At 72.2% G+C, this 15,935-nt stretch carries 16 protein-coding genes; 8 read left to right on the forward strand and 8 right to left on the reverse strand.

What is annotated here, in order from left to right; genetic code table 11:
• Both AB0M02_RS39170 and AB0M02_RS39175 read right to left on the reverse strand, forming a co-directional pair.
• A partial coding sequence (locus AB0M02_RS39170) for an ATP-binding cassette domain-containing protein (protein WP_364236748.1) occupies positions 1-269 on the reverse strand: 269 nt, incomplete at its 3' end.
• Positions 270-452: 183 nt separating this feature from the next.
• Positions 453-1,175, reverse strand: a complete 723-nt coding sequence (locus tag AB0M02_RS39175; RefSeq protein ID WP_364236751.1) for a GNAT family N-acetyltransferase — start codon at positions 1,173-1,175, stop codon at positions 453-455.
• 97 nt (positions 1,176-1,272) lie between these two features.
• On the opposite strand from AB0M02_RS39175, the gene AB0M02_RS39180 reads away from it, so the two are divergent.
• Complete coding sequence (locus AB0M02_RS39180; RefSeq protein ID WP_364236754.1) at positions 1,273-2,157, forward strand: LysR family transcriptional regulator; 885 nt, start codon at positions 1,273-1,275, stop codon at positions 2,155-2,157.
• Here the strand turns inward: AB0M02_RS39180 and AB0M02_RS39185 are convergent.
• Positions 2,147-3,010 (reverse strand): helix-turn-helix transcriptional regulator, encoded by an 864-nt coding sequence (locus AB0M02_RS39185; protein ID WP_364236755.1) that lies wholly within the window; start codon positions 3,008-3,010, stop codon positions 2,147-2,149. The two genes, AB0M02_RS39180 and AB0M02_RS39185, sit on opposite strands and share 11 nt — an antisense overlap.
• Before the next feature lie 130 nt (positions 3,011-3,140).
• Between AB0M02_RS39185 and AB0M02_RS39190 the strand changes: the two genes are divergently transcribed.
• The 5 genes from AB0M02_RS39190 to AB0M02_RS39210 are packed head-to-tail and all read left to right on the forward strand — an operon-like array spanning position 3,141 to position 8,114.
• On the forward strand, positions 3,141-4,142 hold the full coding sequence (locus AB0M02_RS39190; protein WP_364236758.1) for an oxidoreductase: 1,002 nt from the start codon (positions 3,141-3,143) through the stop codon (positions 4,140-4,142).
• 11 nt (positions 4,143-4,153) lie between these two features.
• Complete coding sequence (locus AB0M02_RS39195; RefSeq protein ID WP_364236761.1) at positions 4,154-4,483, forward strand: YciI family protein; 330 nt, start codon at positions 4,154-4,156, stop codon at positions 4,481-4,483.
• Between the two features lie 5 nt (positions 4,484-4,488).
• The gene (locus AB0M02_RS39200; protein WP_364236764.1) at positions 4,489-5,718 is read left to right on the forward strand and encodes an RNA polymerase sigma factor; all 1,230 of its coding nucleotides are present in this window, start codon (positions 4,489-4,491) and stop codon (positions 5,716-5,718) included.
• 6 nt (positions 5,719-5,724) lie between these two features.
• The gene (locus tag AB0M02_RS39205) at positions 5,725-6,099 is read left to right on the forward strand and encodes a hypothetical protein (RefSeq protein ID WP_364236765.1); all 375 of its coding nucleotides are present in this window, start codon (positions 5,725-5,727) and stop codon (positions 6,097-6,099) included.
• A gap of 56 nt (positions 6,100-6,155) precedes the next feature.
• Positions 6,156-8,114: a hypothetical protein gene (locus AB0M02_RS39210; protein WP_364236768.1), complete on the forward strand. Its 1,959-nt coding sequence runs from the start codon at positions 6,156-6,158 to the stop codon at positions 8,112-8,114.
• On the opposite strand, the gene AB0M02_RS39215 is transcribed toward AB0M02_RS39210, so the two are convergent.
• The 3 genes from AB0M02_RS39215 to AB0M02_RS39225 all read right to left on the reverse strand — a co-directional run bounded on the left by AB0M02_RS39215 (position 8,039) and on the right by AB0M02_RS39225 (position 12,666).
• A complete protein-coding gene (locus AB0M02_RS39215) occupies positions 8,039-8,971 on the reverse strand; it encodes a hypothetical protein (RefSeq protein WP_364236770.1) in 933 nt (310 codons plus the stop codon). The genes AB0M02_RS39210 and AB0M02_RS39215 overlap by 76 nt on opposite strands.
• A gap of 79 nt (positions 8,972-9,050) precedes the next feature.
• Positions 9,051-9,539, reverse strand: coding sequence for a hypothetical protein (locus tag AB0M02_RS39220; protein WP_364236771.1), 489 nt, complete (start codon positions 9,537-9,539; stop codon positions 9,051-9,053).
• A gap of 160 nt (positions 9,540-9,699) precedes the next feature.
• Positions 9,700-12,666 (reverse strand): hypothetical protein, encoded by a 2,967-nt coding sequence (locus tag AB0M02_RS39225; RefSeq protein ID WP_364236773.1) that lies wholly within the window; start codon positions 12,664-12,666, stop codon positions 9,700-9,702.
• 25 nt (positions 12,667-12,691) lie between these two features.
• On the opposite strand from AB0M02_RS39225, the gene AB0M02_RS39230 reads away from it, so the two are divergent.
• Positions 12,692-13,534: a hypothetical protein gene (locus AB0M02_RS39230; RefSeq protein ID WP_364236775.1), complete on the forward strand. Its 843-nt coding sequence runs from the start codon at positions 12,692-12,694 to the stop codon at positions 13,532-13,534.
• Here the strand turns inward: AB0M02_RS39230 and AB0M02_RS39235 are convergent.
• Positions 13,522-14,214, reverse strand: a complete 693-nt coding sequence (locus AB0M02_RS39235; protein WP_364236777.1) for a hypothetical protein — start codon at positions 14,212-14,214, stop codon at positions 13,522-13,524. The two genes, AB0M02_RS39230 and AB0M02_RS39235, sit on opposite strands and share 13 nt — an antisense overlap.
• 24 nt (positions 14,215-14,238) lie before the next feature.
• On the opposite strand from AB0M02_RS39235, the gene AB0M02_RS39240 reads away from it, so the two are divergent.
• On the forward strand, positions 14,239-15,657 hold the full coding sequence (locus tag AB0M02_RS39240) for a protein kinase (protein ID WP_364236778.1): 1,419 nt from the start codon (positions 14,239-14,241) through the stop codon (positions 15,655-15,657).
• Here AB0M02_RS39240 and AB0M02_RS39245 read toward each other — a convergent pair.
• Positions 15,654-15,827 carry a hypothetical protein gene (locus AB0M02_RS39245; RefSeq protein ID WP_364236781.1) on the reverse strand — a complete coding sequence of 58 codons (174 nt, stop codon included), beginning with the start codon at positions 15,825-15,827 and terminating at the stop codon, positions 15,654-15,656. The two genes, AB0M02_RS39240 and AB0M02_RS39245, sit on opposite strands and share 4 nt — an antisense overlap.
• Positions 15,828-15,935: the final 108 nt, after the last annotated feature.

A 15,935-nucleotide genomic window follows, 5' to 3' on the forward strand; every position in this document is an offset into this window, starting at 1 on the left:
GCCGAGAACTGACCGGTCACCCCGATCGCACCCCGCACCTTCTGCGGGCTCGTGGCCAGATCGTGCCCGGCCACCTCGACCCGGCCCGACTCCGGACCAGCCGAGATCAACGTCGACAAAATCTTGACCGCCGTCGTCTTACCCGCACCGTTCGGACCCAGCAGAGCAAAGATCGACCCTTCCGGCACGAACAGATCCACGCCATTGAGTACCACTTTGTCCCCATAGGACTTGTGCAGGCCGGTCGCCGCAATTGCCGGATTTGTCATTCCAATTCTCCCTTTTCTAGTGGCAACGCCGGGCTCGGCGCTGCCGGTGGTGTTGTGTCCGGGGCCGTGACCAGGTGATACGGGTGGGCCGAGCGGATGAACGGGGTCGAAGTCGCACCGCTCGCGATACCGCCCGCCGGGTGAACAGTGGGCCGGCGGCGAGCAGCCACACGTTGCGGCTCCTCACGGGAGGAGCTCGTAGCGCCGGAGCGGGTGGAAGCCGAGGTGCCGGCGCACGGCGTCGCCCTCGCCCGCCACGGCCTCGATCTCGGTGACGTGCGGGTGGAGCTCGTGCAGACGGCGGATCAGCGCCGCGTTCACCCAGAGGCCGAGCCGCCGCCCCCGGTGGCCGGGGAGGACGGCCGGGCCGTACTGACGGGCGCGGGTCACCGGCCGCGCACCGGCGACCGCCATCGCCCAGGCCGCCAGGTCACCGTCCGCGTCCGCCGCGATCAGGACCGTGCTGCCCGGCCGGCTCGGGGTGCGGAGCAGGTCCTCGACCCGGAGGCCGTCCAGATCACCGGTCCAGAGGGACAGCCGGTAACCCGGGTGTTCCGCGTCGACCAGCTCACCGAGCCAGGCCTGATGGACGTCGCAGTACGTCAGCAGCTCGCGCCGCCCCTGTCCGGCGAGGCGGAAGCCGTGGCGCAGGCAGAACGCCTCACCGGGCGAGTCCTCGACTATGTCCGTGTGCAGGCCGGATCCCCGGTTCCCGGCCCGGACGGCGGCCAGCAGCCGGGACCCGATGCCGAGTCGCCGCCAGGCGGGCTCGACATGAAGGTCGAGCTCGGCGCCCGGCCCCAACTCCGCGGTCCCGGTCACCGAGCCGCACGACGCCACGGCGCGCCATCGCGGCAGGCCGGAATGATCCGGTGCCGCCACGATCTCGACCAGGGCTTCACTCATGATGATCACGATCGCCCGGCCATCGGTGCCGAACAATGTGAAAGATTGTGCCGACCGATTAGCCCTTGGTTATCGATCCGGGTGAGAGGTGGGGTCGGTGGAACTGCGCGACATCGAGATCTTTCTGGCGCTCGCCGAGGAACTGCACTTCGGGCGTACGGCCGAACGCCTGCACGTGTCCCAGGCCCGGGTCAGCCAGTCGGTCAAGCAGCAGGAACGCCGCATCGGCGGTGCCCTGTTCGAGCGGACCAGCCGCAGCGTGCGCCTCACCCCGCTCGGCGCGCGACTGCGGGAGCGGCTCGCCGCGGGCTACGGCGAGATCCTGGCGGGCATCGAGGAGGCCACCGCGGCGGCCCGCGGGCAGTCGGGGACGCTCACCGTCGGCACGTTCGACACCCAGGCACAGCACCTCGCGGCCGCCCTCGACCTGTTCCGCCAGCGGCACCCCCGGTGCGAGCTGCGCATGCGCGAGGTCCTCCCCACCGACCCGTTCGCCGGGCTGCGGTCCGGCCGTGTCGACGTCGCGGTGCTCTGGCTGCCGGTCCGCGAACCCGACCTCGCCGTGGGCCCGGAGCTCTTCACCGAGTCGCGGGTCCTGGCCGTCGCACCCGGCCATCCCCTCGCCGGCCGCGCTCAGGTCACGATGGAGGTCCTCGGCGACCATCCGGTCATCCAACCGGACGGGCCCATCCCCGACTACGTGTGGCAGGCGCACACCCCGGCGGTCACACCGTCCGGGCGGCCCGTGAAGCCCGGCGCGACCGTCACCACGCTCGCCGAGGCCTTCAGCGCCATCAGCACCGGCGACGTGATCTCCCCCATCGGCGCCGACGCGGCCGCCACGCGGCTGCGCCACGACATCGCCTTCGTGCCGATCACCGACGCGCCGCTCATGCGGTACGCACCGGTGTGGCGCAACGCGTCCGAGACCTCCCTGATCCGCGCGTTCGTCCAGGCCGCCGAGGACGCCGTCAGCGCCTGACGCGCGACGCGTGCAGCGACGCCAGCAGCCGCAGGCGGTCCGCGTCCGGGCTGCCGGGCTCGGCGGTGAAGACCAGCATCACCGGGCCGGGGTTGCCCGGCAAGGGGTACGTGTCCCAGTCCAGGACGATGTCGCCCACCTCGGGGACACGGAACGTCTTGGCCCCACTGACCGACTCCCGGACGTCGTGCCGGGACCACAGCCGGCGGAACTCGGCGCTGCGGATGCTCAGCTCGCCGACGATCGCGGTGGCGCGGGGGTGGGTGGGGTCGGCGGCCACCGCGGTGCGCAGCATGCCGATGTAGTCCAGGGCCTGCTGCTCCCAGTCGGGGCAGGTCCGGCCGCCGGTCCGGGCGTCGTCGAAGAGCAGCAGCAGCATGTTGAGCCGGTCCGCCGGGTAGCCCTCCGGGTCGCCCAGCAGGGCCACCGCCATCGGGTTCCAGTCGAGCAGGTCGAGGTGCCGGCCGAGGACGACCGCCGGGGTGTCCATCACCCGCAGCAGACGGCGTGTGCTGTCCGGAACCCGCTCCGGGCCACGACGCGCCCGGGTGGGTGCTGGCCGGCGGGCGGCGTGGGCGAGCGTGAACAGGTGGCGGCGTTCCTCGTCGTCGAGGCAGAGGGCGCCGGCCAGCGCGTCCAGGACGTCGTCGGACGGGCGGACCTCGCGGCCCTGCTCCATCCGCTGGTAGTAGTCGGTGCTCAGCCCGGCCAGCAGAGCCAGCTCCTCGCGCCGCAGACCGGTGACCTTCCGGCGGCCGCCCGGCTCCAGACCCACGTCGTGCGGACGCAACCGGGCACGCCGGGCGCGCAGGAACGCGCCGAGCTCTTGAGCGTACGGATGCGGGCTGCTCATGCCGCAAGTGTGCGACGGCCCGGACCGGCGATGGTAGGTCCGCGGGACCTAGGCAACCGGGAACGACCGAGTTCGCGCCCGTCGCTCCTAGCGTCAGCGGTCCACGGACCGACTCTTCCAGGAGCAGCAGATGACCGGATGGACCGCCGACCACATTCCCGGCCAGCGCGGCCGGATCGCAGTCGTGACCGGCGCGAACTCGGGCCTCGGCCGGGTTACCGCCACCGAACTCGCCCGGCACGGGGCCCACGTGGTGCTGGCCGTGCGCAACGTCGAGGCCGGCGAGCAGGCCGCCCGCCAAATCGCCGGCGCGGTCGAGGTTCGCGAGCAGGCCGCCCGCCGGACCGCCGGCGCGGTCGAGGTTCGCGAGCTGGATCTGGCGTCACTGGGTTCGGTGCGGCGGTTCGCGGCGAGGCTGGCCGCCGATCACCCGGTGGTCGACCTGCTGGTGAACAACGCCGGCGTGGTGCTGCTCGGGCCGCGCCGCACGTCCGCCGACGGGTACGAGCTGCAGTTCGCGACGAACATGCTGGGGCACTTCGCGCTGACCGGGCTACTCCTCCCGCAGCTGGCGGCGGCGCGGGCGGCGCGGGTGGTCAGCCTCAGCTCGATCACTCACAAGAGCGCGCACCTGGACTTCGACGACCTGATGTTCGAGCGCGGCTATCGGGCGACCACGGCCTACGGGCGGTCCAAGCTCGCCACCACGGTGTTCGGGGTCGAGCTGGACCGGCGCCTGCGTGCCGCCGGATCGCCGATCGTCAGCACGCTGGCGCATCCGGGGCTGACGCGGACCAATCTGACCCCGCGCGCCTGGGAGCACCGTGGCAGGCTCGGGCGGATGATCGCGCGCGCGGGACTGGTCGCCACCCAGCCGGTGGAACAGGGCGCGCTGCCGCAGTTGCGCGCCGCCACCGACCCGGACGTGCGGGGCGGGCAGTTCTTCGGCCCGGCCGGTCTGTGGGAGACGCGGGGGCGGGTCGCCGAGGCACGGCTCAGCCGGGACGCCGCCGATCCCGCGATCGGCACGCGGCTCTGGGCGGCGGCACAGGAGATGACCGGGGTCCATTACCTCGACGAGGATGTGTCGGATCGGGGCCGCGCCGTTCGTAGCAGGGGTGAGACCACCTGAAGGAGATGATCATGCAGTACCTGTTTTCCGTGATCCACGACCGGGCCAACTCGGGCACGCCGGAGGAGGCGGTCACGATCGACGCGTTCAACGAGCGGCTCCAGGCGGAGGGCCACTGGGTCTTCGCCGGCGGGCTCGGCGGGCCGGACACGGCCACTCTCGTCGACAACCGGGGCGCGGCGCCGGTTCTCACCGACGGGCCGTTCGTGGAGACGAAGGAGTTCCTGGCCGGCTTCTGGATCATCGAGGCAGCCGACCTCGACGTGGCGCTCAGACTCGCCTCCGAGGGATCGAGAGCGTGCAACCGCAAGGTCGAGGTGCGCCCCTTCCTGGCCGGATGAGCCGGATGAGCATCGACGCGGCAACAGAAGTCACCCGGGCCCACCGCGCGGAGTGGGCCCGGATGGTCGCCGTGCTCACCCGGCGGTTCGGTGACCTCGACATCGCCGAGGAGGCCGCCGCCGAGGCGTTCGCGACCGCTGTCGAGCGCTGGCCCGCCGACGGTGTGCCGCCGAACCCCGGCGCGTGGCTGACGACCACCGCCAACAACAAGGCGATCGACCGGATCCGGCGGGAGAGCAAGCGCGACGACAAGCAGAAGGAGGCTCGGATGCTGCACGACGACACCCCGCCTGAGCCTCTCGGCGCCATCGAGGACGAGCGGCTCCGGCTGATCTTCACCTGCTGTCATCCGGCGCTGGCGATGGAGACCCGGATGGCGCTGACGTTGCGGATGGTCGGCGGCCTGACGATGCCGGAGATCGCCCGCGCATTCCTGGTGCCGGAGACGGCCATGGGACAGCGGATCACCCGCGCCAAAGCCAAGATCAAGACGGCGGGGATCCCGTACCGGGTGCCGTCGGCCGAGGATCTGCCGGCCCGGCTGGACGGCGTGCTCGCGGTGCTGTTCCTGGTCTTCAACGAGGGTTACCTGGCGACCGGGCCGGACACCGATCCGGTACGCCACGACCTCACCGCCGAGGCGATCCGGCTCACCCGCCTGATCCGCACGCTGATGCCCGCGGACGGTGAGGTCGCCGGGCTCCTGGCGCTGATGCTGCTCACCGAGGCGCGCCGGACCGCCCGTGTCTCGTCGACCGGCGAACTCGTACCGCTCGGCGAGCAGGACCGCGGCGCCTGGGACACCGGGTTGATCGCCGAGGGCCACCGGCTGGTCCGCGAGCGCCTGGCCACCGGTGTCGCGCCGGGCCGCTACCAGATCCTCGCGGCCGTCAACGCCGTGCACACCGACGCCCGGGACGTACGCGACACCGACTGGTCGCAGATCGTCGCCCTCTACAACCAGCTGGTCCACGTCGACCCGTCCCCGATCGTGGCGCTCAACCGGGCCGTCGCCGTCGCCGAGATGGACGGGCCCGAGGTGGCGCTGGCCGACGTCGACCGGCTCGGCGACCGGCTCGAGCGCTATCACGCGTACCACGCCACCCGCGCTGACCTGCTGCGCCGGTTGGGACGGGGCGCGCAGGCGCGGGCGGCGTACGACCGGGCCATCGACCTGGCGGGAAACACGGCCGAGATCGCATACCTGACACGGCGCCGCGACCAACTACAGTGAGGAGCCATGGAACCGGTCACTCTCGTGGTCAGCGCGCTCGCGGCAGGTGCCCTCGCCGGCGCCGGGGACACCGCGGCGACAGCGGTCAAGGACGCCTACACCGCCCTCAAGACGGCGGTGGCGAAGAAGTTCTCCGGCAAACCCGCCGCCGAGGTCGTGCTGGCCGAGCACGCCGACGACCCGGACACCTATGAGAAGCCGCTGGCCAAGCACCTGCAGCAGGCCGGGGCGGACACCGACCCGCGGATCGTGGAGCTGGCGACGGCGCTGCTGGACGCGATGAAGGACCAGGGGTCGCTGCCCGGGAAATACCAGGTGACCCTCGAGAACGCGAAAGGTGTGCAGGTCGGCGACGGCAACATCCAGCACAACACCTTTTAGGTAGACCGGGGCTCCCCTGCTGGCGATCAGCGCCGGGGCACCCCATGATCTACGGCATGACGGAGACCGCCGCCGCGCACCTTGTCGACTGGGCGTCGTTTGAGTACGGGTCCGCCGTACCCCGTCTTCTTGATCGCCTGGCCGGCGGCGACCCCTCCGCCTCGCGTGATCTCTGCCGGATCGCGCCCGACGGCGTGGACGTGCGGCCGTGGGTCGTCGCCGCCCTGCCCACGCTGCTGGACCTGGTCGCCGACCCGGCGCGGCACGATCGCGCCGGTGTCCTCCGCCTGATCGGCGACCTCGCCGGAGCCGACCGGACCTGGTATCACGCCGGTGAGACGCTGCGCGCCAAACAGCTCCTCGCCGAACACCTCGGCGCTGCGGAACTCCTCGCCGACGGGGACCCAGGCGTACGCGACGCCGCCGCCTACACCGTGCGCGCCCTCTCGCGGCTGACGCCGGAGCTGGCCGAACTGCTCTGGGAACGCTACGTCGACGAGCCGGACCCGGGCGTCCGGCTGACGCTGATGTGCAGCGCGGTGATCGTCGGAGCGGTCGGCAGCGGCCTGGAACCCACGAAGATCTGGCTGGCCTGGGTCGCCGACAGCGACGCCGACCTGCGGGTACGCATCACCGCGCTCACCGAGCTGATGACGCTGGGCGATCCACCGCCGTTCGACCCGGACACGGCTTCGGAGACGCTGCTGGAGGCCTACCGCGACGGCACCGGTCTCGAACCCGCGCCGCCGGTCGACGACGTGGTCGCGCCGCTGCTGGCGGGGTGGCAGACCGAGCCGCGGACGCCGGGGTTCCGCCGGGTGGTGGGTGCGGTGCGCGCCGGATACCGCAACGACACCCGGCCCCAGCTGGATCTCCTCCAGCGGATGCTGGCGCTGGAGACGCCGGAGGCCTGGCACGACGCCCTGCTGGAGGGCCGTCCGCTGATGCAGCGGCTGCGCGGTCACTATCGGCCGCTGGTGCTGCGGGCCGCCGAGCTGCTGCAGGACCGGGACGCGCGGGTGCGGGCGGCGGCGTTGCGCCTGCTCGGCGACATCGGCGAGATCGGGCGGCCGGCCGCCGACGCGGTGTGGGTGGCCCTGTCACGCACCGAGATGCGAGTCCGGCAGCGTGCCCGGCAGAACGGCCATCTCGCCTGGCTTCTCGAGGACGGTTCGCTGGGCCCGGCGGTCCGGATGCTCGCCGAGTTGCGCGACCCCCGGGTTCTCCCGGCGCTGGAGCGCCTGCTGGACGAGGCGCCGGAGACCACGGATCTGCACCGGCTGATCGCCGGATACGGCATGGGAGGGCGGGGGCTGAGCAGGACGTTGCGGCGCCGACTGCGTTCCGATTTTCAGATGTACGGGTACGCGCTCCTGTTCGCGTTGACCGCCGTCGCGCCGAACGAGGCGGGCGACCACCTCGCCGGCGTGCCGGTCAGCGTGGCCGGCCTGGATCTGCTGACCCGCTCGGGCCGAGCCGCGTCCGCCCGGATCCCCGACATCCGCGAGGCGCTGACCATCGGAAACCCGGCGCTGGAGCTCGCCGCGGCCCACGCGATCTGGGCGGTGGCCGGTGACGCCGCAGCTGCCGCCGAGGTCTACGACCGCTACTTCGACGACCGGCGCGCCACGGCCGAGCACGCGGTCGCGGCCATCGACGGCCTCGGCGAACTCGGCATCCGCGTCGCGAGCCTCGAACGCCGCCTGCTCAAACGCATGAACCGCCGCGCCGGCGCCGCGGTCCTGGTCGCCACGGCCGACGCTCTGTGGCGGGTGGCGGGCAGCAAGGAGGCCGCCCGCACCCTCGGCCGCGTCTGGGAGGCCGAGCCGCAGCTGCGGCCCCGCATCGCCGGGGTGTGGCTGCGCAGCGGCAACGCGGCGTACGGCACCCGGTTCGCGCGCGCCGAACTGGAGGCGACGATCCGGCACAACGTCAGCGGTTACGGGCTGTCGCCGGCCGAGGTCACCGAGGACGAGCGGCTGCTGTCGCTCTGCCGCGAGATCACCGCGTCGTAGGCCAGCCCCGCCATCGCCCCGATGTCACCGTCGAGGAAGGGCCAGTGCGGCACCCGCCCGGCGGCTTCGTCCCGGCAGCGGGCCAGTTCCTCGGTGTCCACCGGTGCGCCGGCGATCGCCGAACCGATCAGCGCCGACCAGCGCTCGGCCAGGTTCTCGCTGTCGAGGCGGGTGGCCAGCGCGGCGACCAGGGCACGGTCGGGTTCCCCGCGCCGCGGCGCGCACAGCGCCGCCGCCACGCACGCCGTGGCGGCGACGATCGGGTCGGGGTCCCCGGCGATCACCCGCGTCAGTGCCGGCACGATGCGGGCGCTCTCCTCCGGGAACCACGACAGCAGGTGCGCGGCGTAGAGCCGCACCGCGGTCTCCGGGCCGGTGAGCGCCTCCAGATAGACGGGCACACCGGCCCGCACGGCGTCGTACGCGGCGAGGTCGACGGCGAGTTGCTCCCGGTCCTCCTCGACGTCGGCGAACAACGCCCGGTGCTCCCGGGCGGCACGTTCCTCCTCGTCGCCGGCGGCCTCGACCCACGCCTCCTGCTCGCGTTCCAGATCCTCGACGCTCAACCCGGCCTGACGGGCCACCTCGGCACGCAGCGCGCCGATGTCGACCGCCTCGGTCAGCCAGTACTCCTCGTCGCCGATCGCGATCATCGACAGCACCTGACACGCCGCCGACCGGTCCGCCTGACCGGTGTCCGCCACCACCTCGATGAGACCGCCCGCCGCCGGTATCGCCTCCGGCGCCCGCGTGCCCTGCATGACCAGCAGATCAACCAGTTCGTCATACGCCTCGCGCCGCCGGCGCGCCCGCCACGACCGGATCCCCTCCAACGCGGCCACAACCTCACCGTTCACAGCCGACGAGCCTAAAGCTTGCGTGTGGACTTCGGGTGCGGAGCGGGGCCGAAATCCACACACGTAGGTTTGGGGGTCGCTAGTCCTCGGTGCCGTAACAGCGCCAGGTCCCGTTCACGTTCGCCGCCTTCACCGCCTCGACGTTGTGCTGGCCCGCGCAGACCGCCTTGAGATCGAGCAGCAGACGGCAGTGCCACCTTTCACCGGGCACCGGCTCCGCCAGGATCTGCTCGGGCCGCACGCCCTTGAGCGTCTCCCGGCAGTGCCCGAGCATGTCGCTGATGTCACCGACATCGACCCCGGCGGCGTCCACACACCGCCCGGAATAGGGACCGTTCTCGATCTTGATGTCGACGGCGGTCGCCCACTCACGCTTGCACGCGGCCTTCAGGTCAACGGGCGACTGACAATAGATCTTCTCGGCGCCGACCTCCTGACCGTCGAACCCCAGCCGCTTGCAGTGACTCCCCACCGCGATCCCACCGAGTTCCCTCGGCGGTGTCTCCCCCGCGTCCGACGACCCCGTCCCGCCCGCCGTCACGAACGCGAGCGCGAACGCAGCCGCCACAGCCGCAAGCACAAACGCCGGCGAAGCCTTTCCTTTCCGCAGTCGTTTAGTAACTTTGAGGAGCAGTTCAGCCAGTTCCGTCATGGCCCGCCAACGAACCCGATCACCACCCGGTGACTGAAAGATCAAGGACAGAGCGGCACGGGCGACCGAGCTGTCGTCACGGGAGGGTGAGTGCCTCCTCGGCGATCCGGATCGCTGTCGAGGGGTAGAAGGTGGCCAGCGCGGACACCGGCCCCGTCCACGAGCCGGCGGCGAACGCCTCTCCGATCAGCCGGGCGGCGTCCGCCGGTTCGCACAGCGGCGCGAGTACACAGAGTGCGCTGGCGCGCAGTGCGGGATCGGCGATGCTGAAGGCGATGTCGAGGGCCCTCGGCAGGTCGCCGCAGGCGGCGATCGGGACGACCAGGCGGGACTGGATCAGGGCCTGGAGGTAACGGACCTCGACGTCGGCCGCGAGCCGGTGGGCGTCGGCGACGAGCCGGTCCGCGCGTTCCGTGTCCCCGCTGTAGGCGCGGTTGCCGGCCAGGTCGGCCAGCACCCAGGAGCGGGCGCCCGGGTCGGTGAGCCCGTACGCGAACTCCTCCGCCCTCTCCGGCTCCCCGAACTCGGCCATCGTGCAGGCCAGGGTGGTGGAGACCTCGGCCGCCCAGCCGTCGTCGGCGAGTTCCGGCAGGGCGAGCACCACGTCGTCGATCAACCGCTGTGCCCGGGCGTTCTCGCCGACCGCCGCGAAGGCCTCCGCGACGTGGATCAGCGCCAGCAGATCAGGTCCCGGCTCGGTGACGGCCGCGGCGAATCCCTCTGCCGCCTCCGCCAGCTGACGTGCCCGTTCCGGATCGCCGGCCGCAACCCGCGCGTCCACCAGGGCGAGTGCGGCTGTCACCTTCCGCAGGCGGCCACCGAGCGCGTGGAGGAGGCGTTCGGCCCGGTCGAGTTCCCCGATCATGAGGAGCGGCCGGACGAGTTCGTGCCGGTCGTCGGCGCCGGCGAGTTGCTCGGCGCGGTCGATCAGCCGGCGGGCGAGGGCGTCCTCGCCGGCCTCGGCCATGCTCTCGGCGAGGCTGGTCAGCCGGAACACCTGGAGATGGACGGACGTGGCGCTGCGAGCGGCCACCTCCGCGTCGGCGGCGAGGCGCCGGGCGCGTACCGGATCGTCGCGGTCGGCCGCCGCCCGCGCGACCTTTGCGAGGGCGCTCGCCCGGGGACGCGCCGGCGCGATGCTCCGGGCCCGCTGTTCCGCTTGATCGACTTCGCCGATGGCGGCCAGGGCGGCGACCAGGTGGGACGTCCCGACAGCCTGCAGATAGAGGTTCTCTGCCGTGCCGATCAGCGCGCCGGCGTCGACGGCCAGCCGCCGCGCGCGGTCCGGTTCGCCGAGCGCGACGGCGGCCTCGGCCAGAGTGGTCAGCGTCCGGATCCGCACACTGACGGCGGCGCCCGTGACGGCTTCCTGCTCGGCTTCCCCGGCGAGCGCCTGAGCAAGTTCCGCCGCGCCGCGGGCCGCAAAGGCGAGGGCGAGCCGTGCCAGCATCCAACCGCGGACATCTCGGTTGCCAAGGCCCCGGATCAGAGACTCGGCGTCCGGGGACCCCAGCGCGAGGGCTGTCCGCGCCTGTCCTGTCTCATCCATGGCGTACTCGTCGGCCATCACGCGAGCCTCGGCCACCATCCGCTCGGCACGCGCCGCCTCCCGCGAGCCGGACAGCACTTCCGCCAGACCCATCAGCGCCTGCACCGCCGTGCCCGGCTCGGGAATGCTGCGCGCGATCGCCTCAGCCCGGTCATACTCACCCAGCAACGCCCAGACCGCCGGCAGCGACTCCGGCAGATCCCGGTTCCGCGCCTCGAGGCTGTTGCGGTAACGGGAGAGCACCGCCAGCTCGTACAGCGCCTGCTCACCGATCTCCGGCCGGTCGAGGAACAGGTTCTCGCTGAGCTCGATCTCGGTGTAGGCGTCCGCCTCCCCGCCGAAACGGGTCAGCATCCGGTCGTGCCGGGCGCGGTCGACGGCGAGGTCGCGGAGTCGCTCGGCGTCCCCGTTCGCGGCCAGCATGCGCGGGTAGGCGCCGAGCAGGTAGCGCGGCGTCGCCTCCGGCCAGCCGCGCGCACGGTAGCCGCCGGCCCAGGCGTGCAGCCGGTCCCGATGGGCAACCAGGCCGGCGCCGAACTTGCGCGTCGCGGTCACCCGCAGCGTCTCGTGGGCGAACAGGAAGTCTCCCTGTCCGCGACTGATCACCGTTCGGCCGAAGATCCCATGAAGAAGACCTTCGAGACGGTACGGCGGAACGCCCGTCAACTCCTCGAGGTCGGCCAGACTCAGGGCGCCACCGCAGGCCGTGATCAGTCCGAGGATGTCCTGGCCGAGCTGGTCGCCGTGGAGCAGATGTTGCAGTTCCCGTCCCGCCAGCACCCCCGCCTCGGTCGCGTGCCGGGACGGCTCCAGCACCCGGATCACACAGCCGGCCCGCAGTGGATGGTCGTCCGGCACGTCCTCCGGCAGCTCCGGGTACGGCCGGCTCGCCACCACCACCCGCAGCCCGGTGCCGTGGTCGAACCGGGGCAGCAGCGACGCCACACTGGACAGGCCCGAGCCGGGCCGGGCGCCGCGGTCCTCGTCGAGGCCGTCCACCACGAGCACCAGGCGCCTGCCCTCGTCGCGCAGCTTCTCGGCGGCCGCCCGCAGCAGCGCTCGCCGGTGCGCGTCCCGCATCGCCGGCCCGAGATGGCCGGGCACGCTCTGCCCCACGATGGCCGCGAGCTGGTCCAGCAGCGACTCGGTGAACGCGACGCTGTCCGACTGCGCCGCCAGCCGCGCCGTGACGAAGAACGACACCACCTCGGTCCCGGCCGGCGGGTTCAGCACGAACGTCGAGAGCAGCGCCGACTTCCCGGCCCACGGCCCGGCCCGCAACCACAGGCAGCCGTCCTCCCCGGCGCAGAACGCGGCCAGCTCAGCCAGCTCGGCCTCCCGGTCCTGAAGCGTCACCGGGGCGATGTCGCGAACCTGCTCGATGTACGCCGACCGCGTCCACCAGGCCGGCCGGTCACCGCGGACATGCAGATGCATCCGCGTGTTGTCACCGACCTGCACGCCCGTCGAGCCGCGCAGGTCCAGATCCTTCATGGCACCCTGTGTAGCATCATCGCCGGTGCGATTCGAGACCTCCCAGCCGAAGCTGCCCGCTCTGCGTGTCGAGGTGACCGGCGGGCGCCGGCTGCTGATCCGGCAGTCCGGCCGTGTCGTCCTTCTCGGGCGCCAGCGGGCTCAGCACCGCGGTGTCCACTTCTTCCGCACCAACCGGTTCACGTCTCCGCTGCCGCACATCACCGCCGCCCAGGCGCGCGAGATTCGGGGCGAGCGCTGGACGCACCAGTTCGCCTCCTGGCTGCGGGACGCCGGCGAGGGCCCGCTGCACGACGGCGACTGGACCCTCGCGTGGGGAATGCCCCGGTGGTCCGTCGCGAAGTACTGGACGAGGCTCTACGACGTCGACCGGGATCTGGGCCACATCACGTGGTTCGGCTACGGCGATCCCGAGGAGGACGCCCGCGACATCCTGCCGCTGCGCCGCCTGAGCGCGCCGGACGCGGACCGGGTGAGGGCTTTTCGGCGGCAGCATCGCGAGGGTGTCCTGCCGCCGGTCCTGCTGTGGTGGGTGAGCGGTCTCAACGCGCTGCTGGTCCTCGACGGCCACGACCGCCTGACCGCGGCCCTGGCCGAGAACGCCGTTCCGGACGTCGTCGTGCTGGCGCCCACCGTGCACCCGCAGTGGGTGGTGGCGCGCAGCGAGTGGGCGGTCCGCGCCTACGAGGAGCGGATGGCGTACCACGGCCACGACATCGGCTTCCTCGGTCAGCGTCTGGCCGACGAGATCAACGCCCTCGACCGCACCGAGGCGGAGACCCGCGCCTGGCTCCTGTCCGGCGGCCGCGAGGAGTGGGACCGCCTGGCTACGGAGCTGGCTCCGGGCAGCCCGCTTCACGAGGCTTGATAGGGCTCCAATCCGATCAGGGACCGGCGGTCGGGACGGGTGGCGTAGTCGGTGACGGCGAGGGCCAGCAGCTCCGGCCGGACACTGGCGGCGGGAAGCCTGATCGGGCCGCCCCGGCGGAGGCCGGTCCGGCGTACCAGGTCGGGGTGGGTCACGGACAGGGTGACGTCGCGCGTGGTCCAGCCGTCGATCGGGCGGTCCGCGGCCAGCGCCTCCCAGGGGATGAAGAGACTGCCGAACGGCTGCCGGTCGACGATGCCGCTGGGGCGTAACCGCACGCCGAACCCGCCGATCGCGACGGTCCACACCAGCACACCCGCGGCGATGCCGAGGACGGCGAGGATCAGCATCACGGCGTCGCGGCCGGGGTCGAGGAGGAGATTCGTGACGTAGCCGGTGAGCAGCAGCGTCTGGCCCGCCGCGACCAGGATCAGCACCGGGTTGGCAGGGGTGGAGAGTTCGGGCACCGCCGGGCGGGCCTCCAGCCAGGACTGCTGCCGGCGGTTGCTGAGGGTCAACGAGGACACGACGAGGACGAGGGCCAGGAGCAGGGGCACGAGGGTGGCGAGGTTCCAGACCAGGCGGTCGTCGGTCGTCTCCCGGAGCACTCCCAGGAGCAGCGCGAGCGACACGGTCACGGCGAACACGGCCAGCCGCCACCGGGCAATCCGAAGGAGCATGGACGACAGCCTAAGCTGTCCGCCGTGTCGTCCCATGTTGTGCTGCAGGCCGGGCTCCGGCTCAGCGACCGCTACCTGCTCCGGACCCGCCTCGGCGCGGGCGGGATGGGCGAGGTCTGGCTGGCCGTCGACGAGGTGCTGCGCCGTACCGTCGCGGTCAAGGTGATGCTGCCCGGCGTCGCCGCCGATCCGGATTTCGCGCGGCGGTTCGAGGCCGAGGCGACGGCCATGGCGCGGGTCAACCATCCGGGCGTCGCGTCGATCCACGACTTCGGGCGCAGCATGGGCGTCGCGTTCCTGGTGATGGAATTCGTCGACGGCGAGTCGCTCGCGCAGCGCCTCGCCCGGGTCGGGCGGCTCTCGCCGGAGGAGACGATGCGGCTGGTCGCGCAGGCCGCGGACGGCCTGCAGGCGGTGCACGACCAGGGGCTGGTGCACCGGGACATCAAACCGGCGAACCTGCTGGTCCGCCGGGACGGCACGGTGGTCATCACGGACTTCGGCATCGCGCGGCACGAGGACGCGAGCCGGCTCACGGTGTCCGGGGCCATCCTGGGTACGCCGAGCTACCTCTCACCCGAGCAGGTGCGGGGTGAACCCGCGGGCGTGCGCAGCGATGTGTACGCGCTGGGCCTCGTCGCCTATGAGTGCCTCGCCGGGGAGAAACCGTTCACCGGCGACAACCCCTATGCGGTGGCACTTCTGAGATTGCAGTCGTCCCCCCGTACGATAAAGATCGAAAGCCCTGCCCGCGCCGTGGTCGAGCGGGCCCTCGCGATGGACCCGGCAGATCGCTGGCCCTCCGCGTCGGCCCTGGCCGGCGCCGCCCGCACCGCGACCGCCCCCGCTCAGGCCGCGTTCATTCCGCCCAGCGCACCCGTTCCGCCCGGCGCCCCCTCCAAGCCCCCTGCGGATCACCCCGGCAAGAGCCGCCGCCGGATGACGTTGATCGCGGCCGTGCTCGTCGTCACGGTCGCCTCCGGGGCCGCCGTCTGGATCGGATCCCAGGACGAGAAGTCATCCCCCAACGCCACCCCAACTCCGGGCGACATTTCCGAAAAGTCAGGCACGCCGGGCTTTGAAGAATGCGACGGCGGCTACTGCCCGACCGAGCCGATGTGCTGGGGCGGCCTCAACTCCAGCAACGAGATCCCTGCTCAGCCCGCACGCAAGGACTGCGCCGGCGTGCACCGCTGGGAGACGTTCGGCGCGATCACGCTGCCGCCCGGCGCGATCCGGATCAACGAGAGCCCGCTGATGGACAAGCCGGACATCGCGGCCGCCTGCTCTGCCGAGGCCTTGCGGACGCGCAGCCAGGATGCGGACAAAACCCAAGATTGGGTACGCGACGCGTGGCCGATCGCCGTCGGCGGCGTCCCCCTGCTGCACTGCATCGTCCGCTCCCCGGACGGCGAGTCCCAGGGTGGCGTCATCAAGTTCTAGTCCCGGCGGTGCCGATAGTGGCCCACCACCAGCGTCGCCCCGCAGGCCAGCGTCAGCACTCCGAAGACGACGCTGACGACTGTCGCCCCGATCGTCGACGCGACCGCGTTGGCCGCGAGGCTCAGAATGAGCGCCACCCACAGCAGCGGCCGCATACGGGAATCGGTCATGGCTCCTCCTAGGTTGTGCCCTCCACGCTAGGTAGCGCCGGAGCCCGCGACGATCCCGCCACCGCGACAACCGGGAGTACAGCCTGCTGTACTGACCCGGGCGCCGCC

The organism is Actinoplanes sp. NPDC051861 (genome assembly GCF_040681145.1).
Taxonomy (GTDB): domain Bacteria; phylum Actinomycetota; class Actinomycetes; order Mycobacteriales; family Micromonosporaceae; genus Actinoplanes.

Excerpts from the sequence above, each read along its gene's own strand:
- AB0M02_RS39210 (WP_364236768.1), top strand. The coding sequence starts at position 6,156 with ATGACGGAGACCGCCGCCGCGCACCTTGTCGACTGGGCGTCGTTTGAG.
- AB0M02_RS39200 (WP_364236764.1), top strand. The coding sequence starts at position 4,489 with ATGAGCATCGACGCGGCAACAGAAGTCACCCGGGCCCACCGCGCGGAG.
- AB0M02_RS39205 (WP_364236765.1), top strand. The coding sequence starts at position 5,725 with ATGGAACCGGTCACTCTCGTGGTCAGCGCGCTCGCGGCAGGTGCCCTC.
- AB0M02_RS39175 (WP_364236751.1), bottom strand. The coding sequence starts at position 1,175 with ATGAGTGAAGCCCTGGTCGAGATCGTGGCGGCACCGGATCATTCCGGC.
- AB0M02_RS39245 (WP_364236781.1), bottom strand. The coding sequence starts at position 15,827 with ATGACCGATTCCCGTATGCGGCCGCTGCTGTGGGTGGCGCTCATTCTG.
- AB0M02_RS39185 (WP_364236755.1), bottom strand. The coding sequence starts at position 3,010 with ATGAGCAGCCCGCATCCGTACGCTCAAGAGCTCGGCGCGTTCCTGCGC.
- AB0M02_RS39225 (WP_364236773.1), bottom strand. The coding sequence starts at position 12,666 with ATGAAGGATCTGGACCTGCGCGGCTCGACGGGCGTGCAGGTCGGTGAC.
- AB0M02_RS39195 (WP_364236761.1), top strand. The coding sequence starts at position 4,154 with ATGCAGTACCTGTTTTCCGTGATCCACGACCGGGCCAACTCGGGCACG.
- AB0M02_RS39190 (WP_364236758.1), top strand. The coding sequence starts at position 3,141 with ATGACCGGATGGACCGCCGACCACATTCCCGGCCAGCGCGGCCGGATC.
- AB0M02_RS39235 (WP_364236777.1), bottom strand. The coding sequence starts at position 14,214 with ATGCTCCTTCGGATTGCCCGGTGGCGGCTGGCCGTGTTCGCCGTGACC.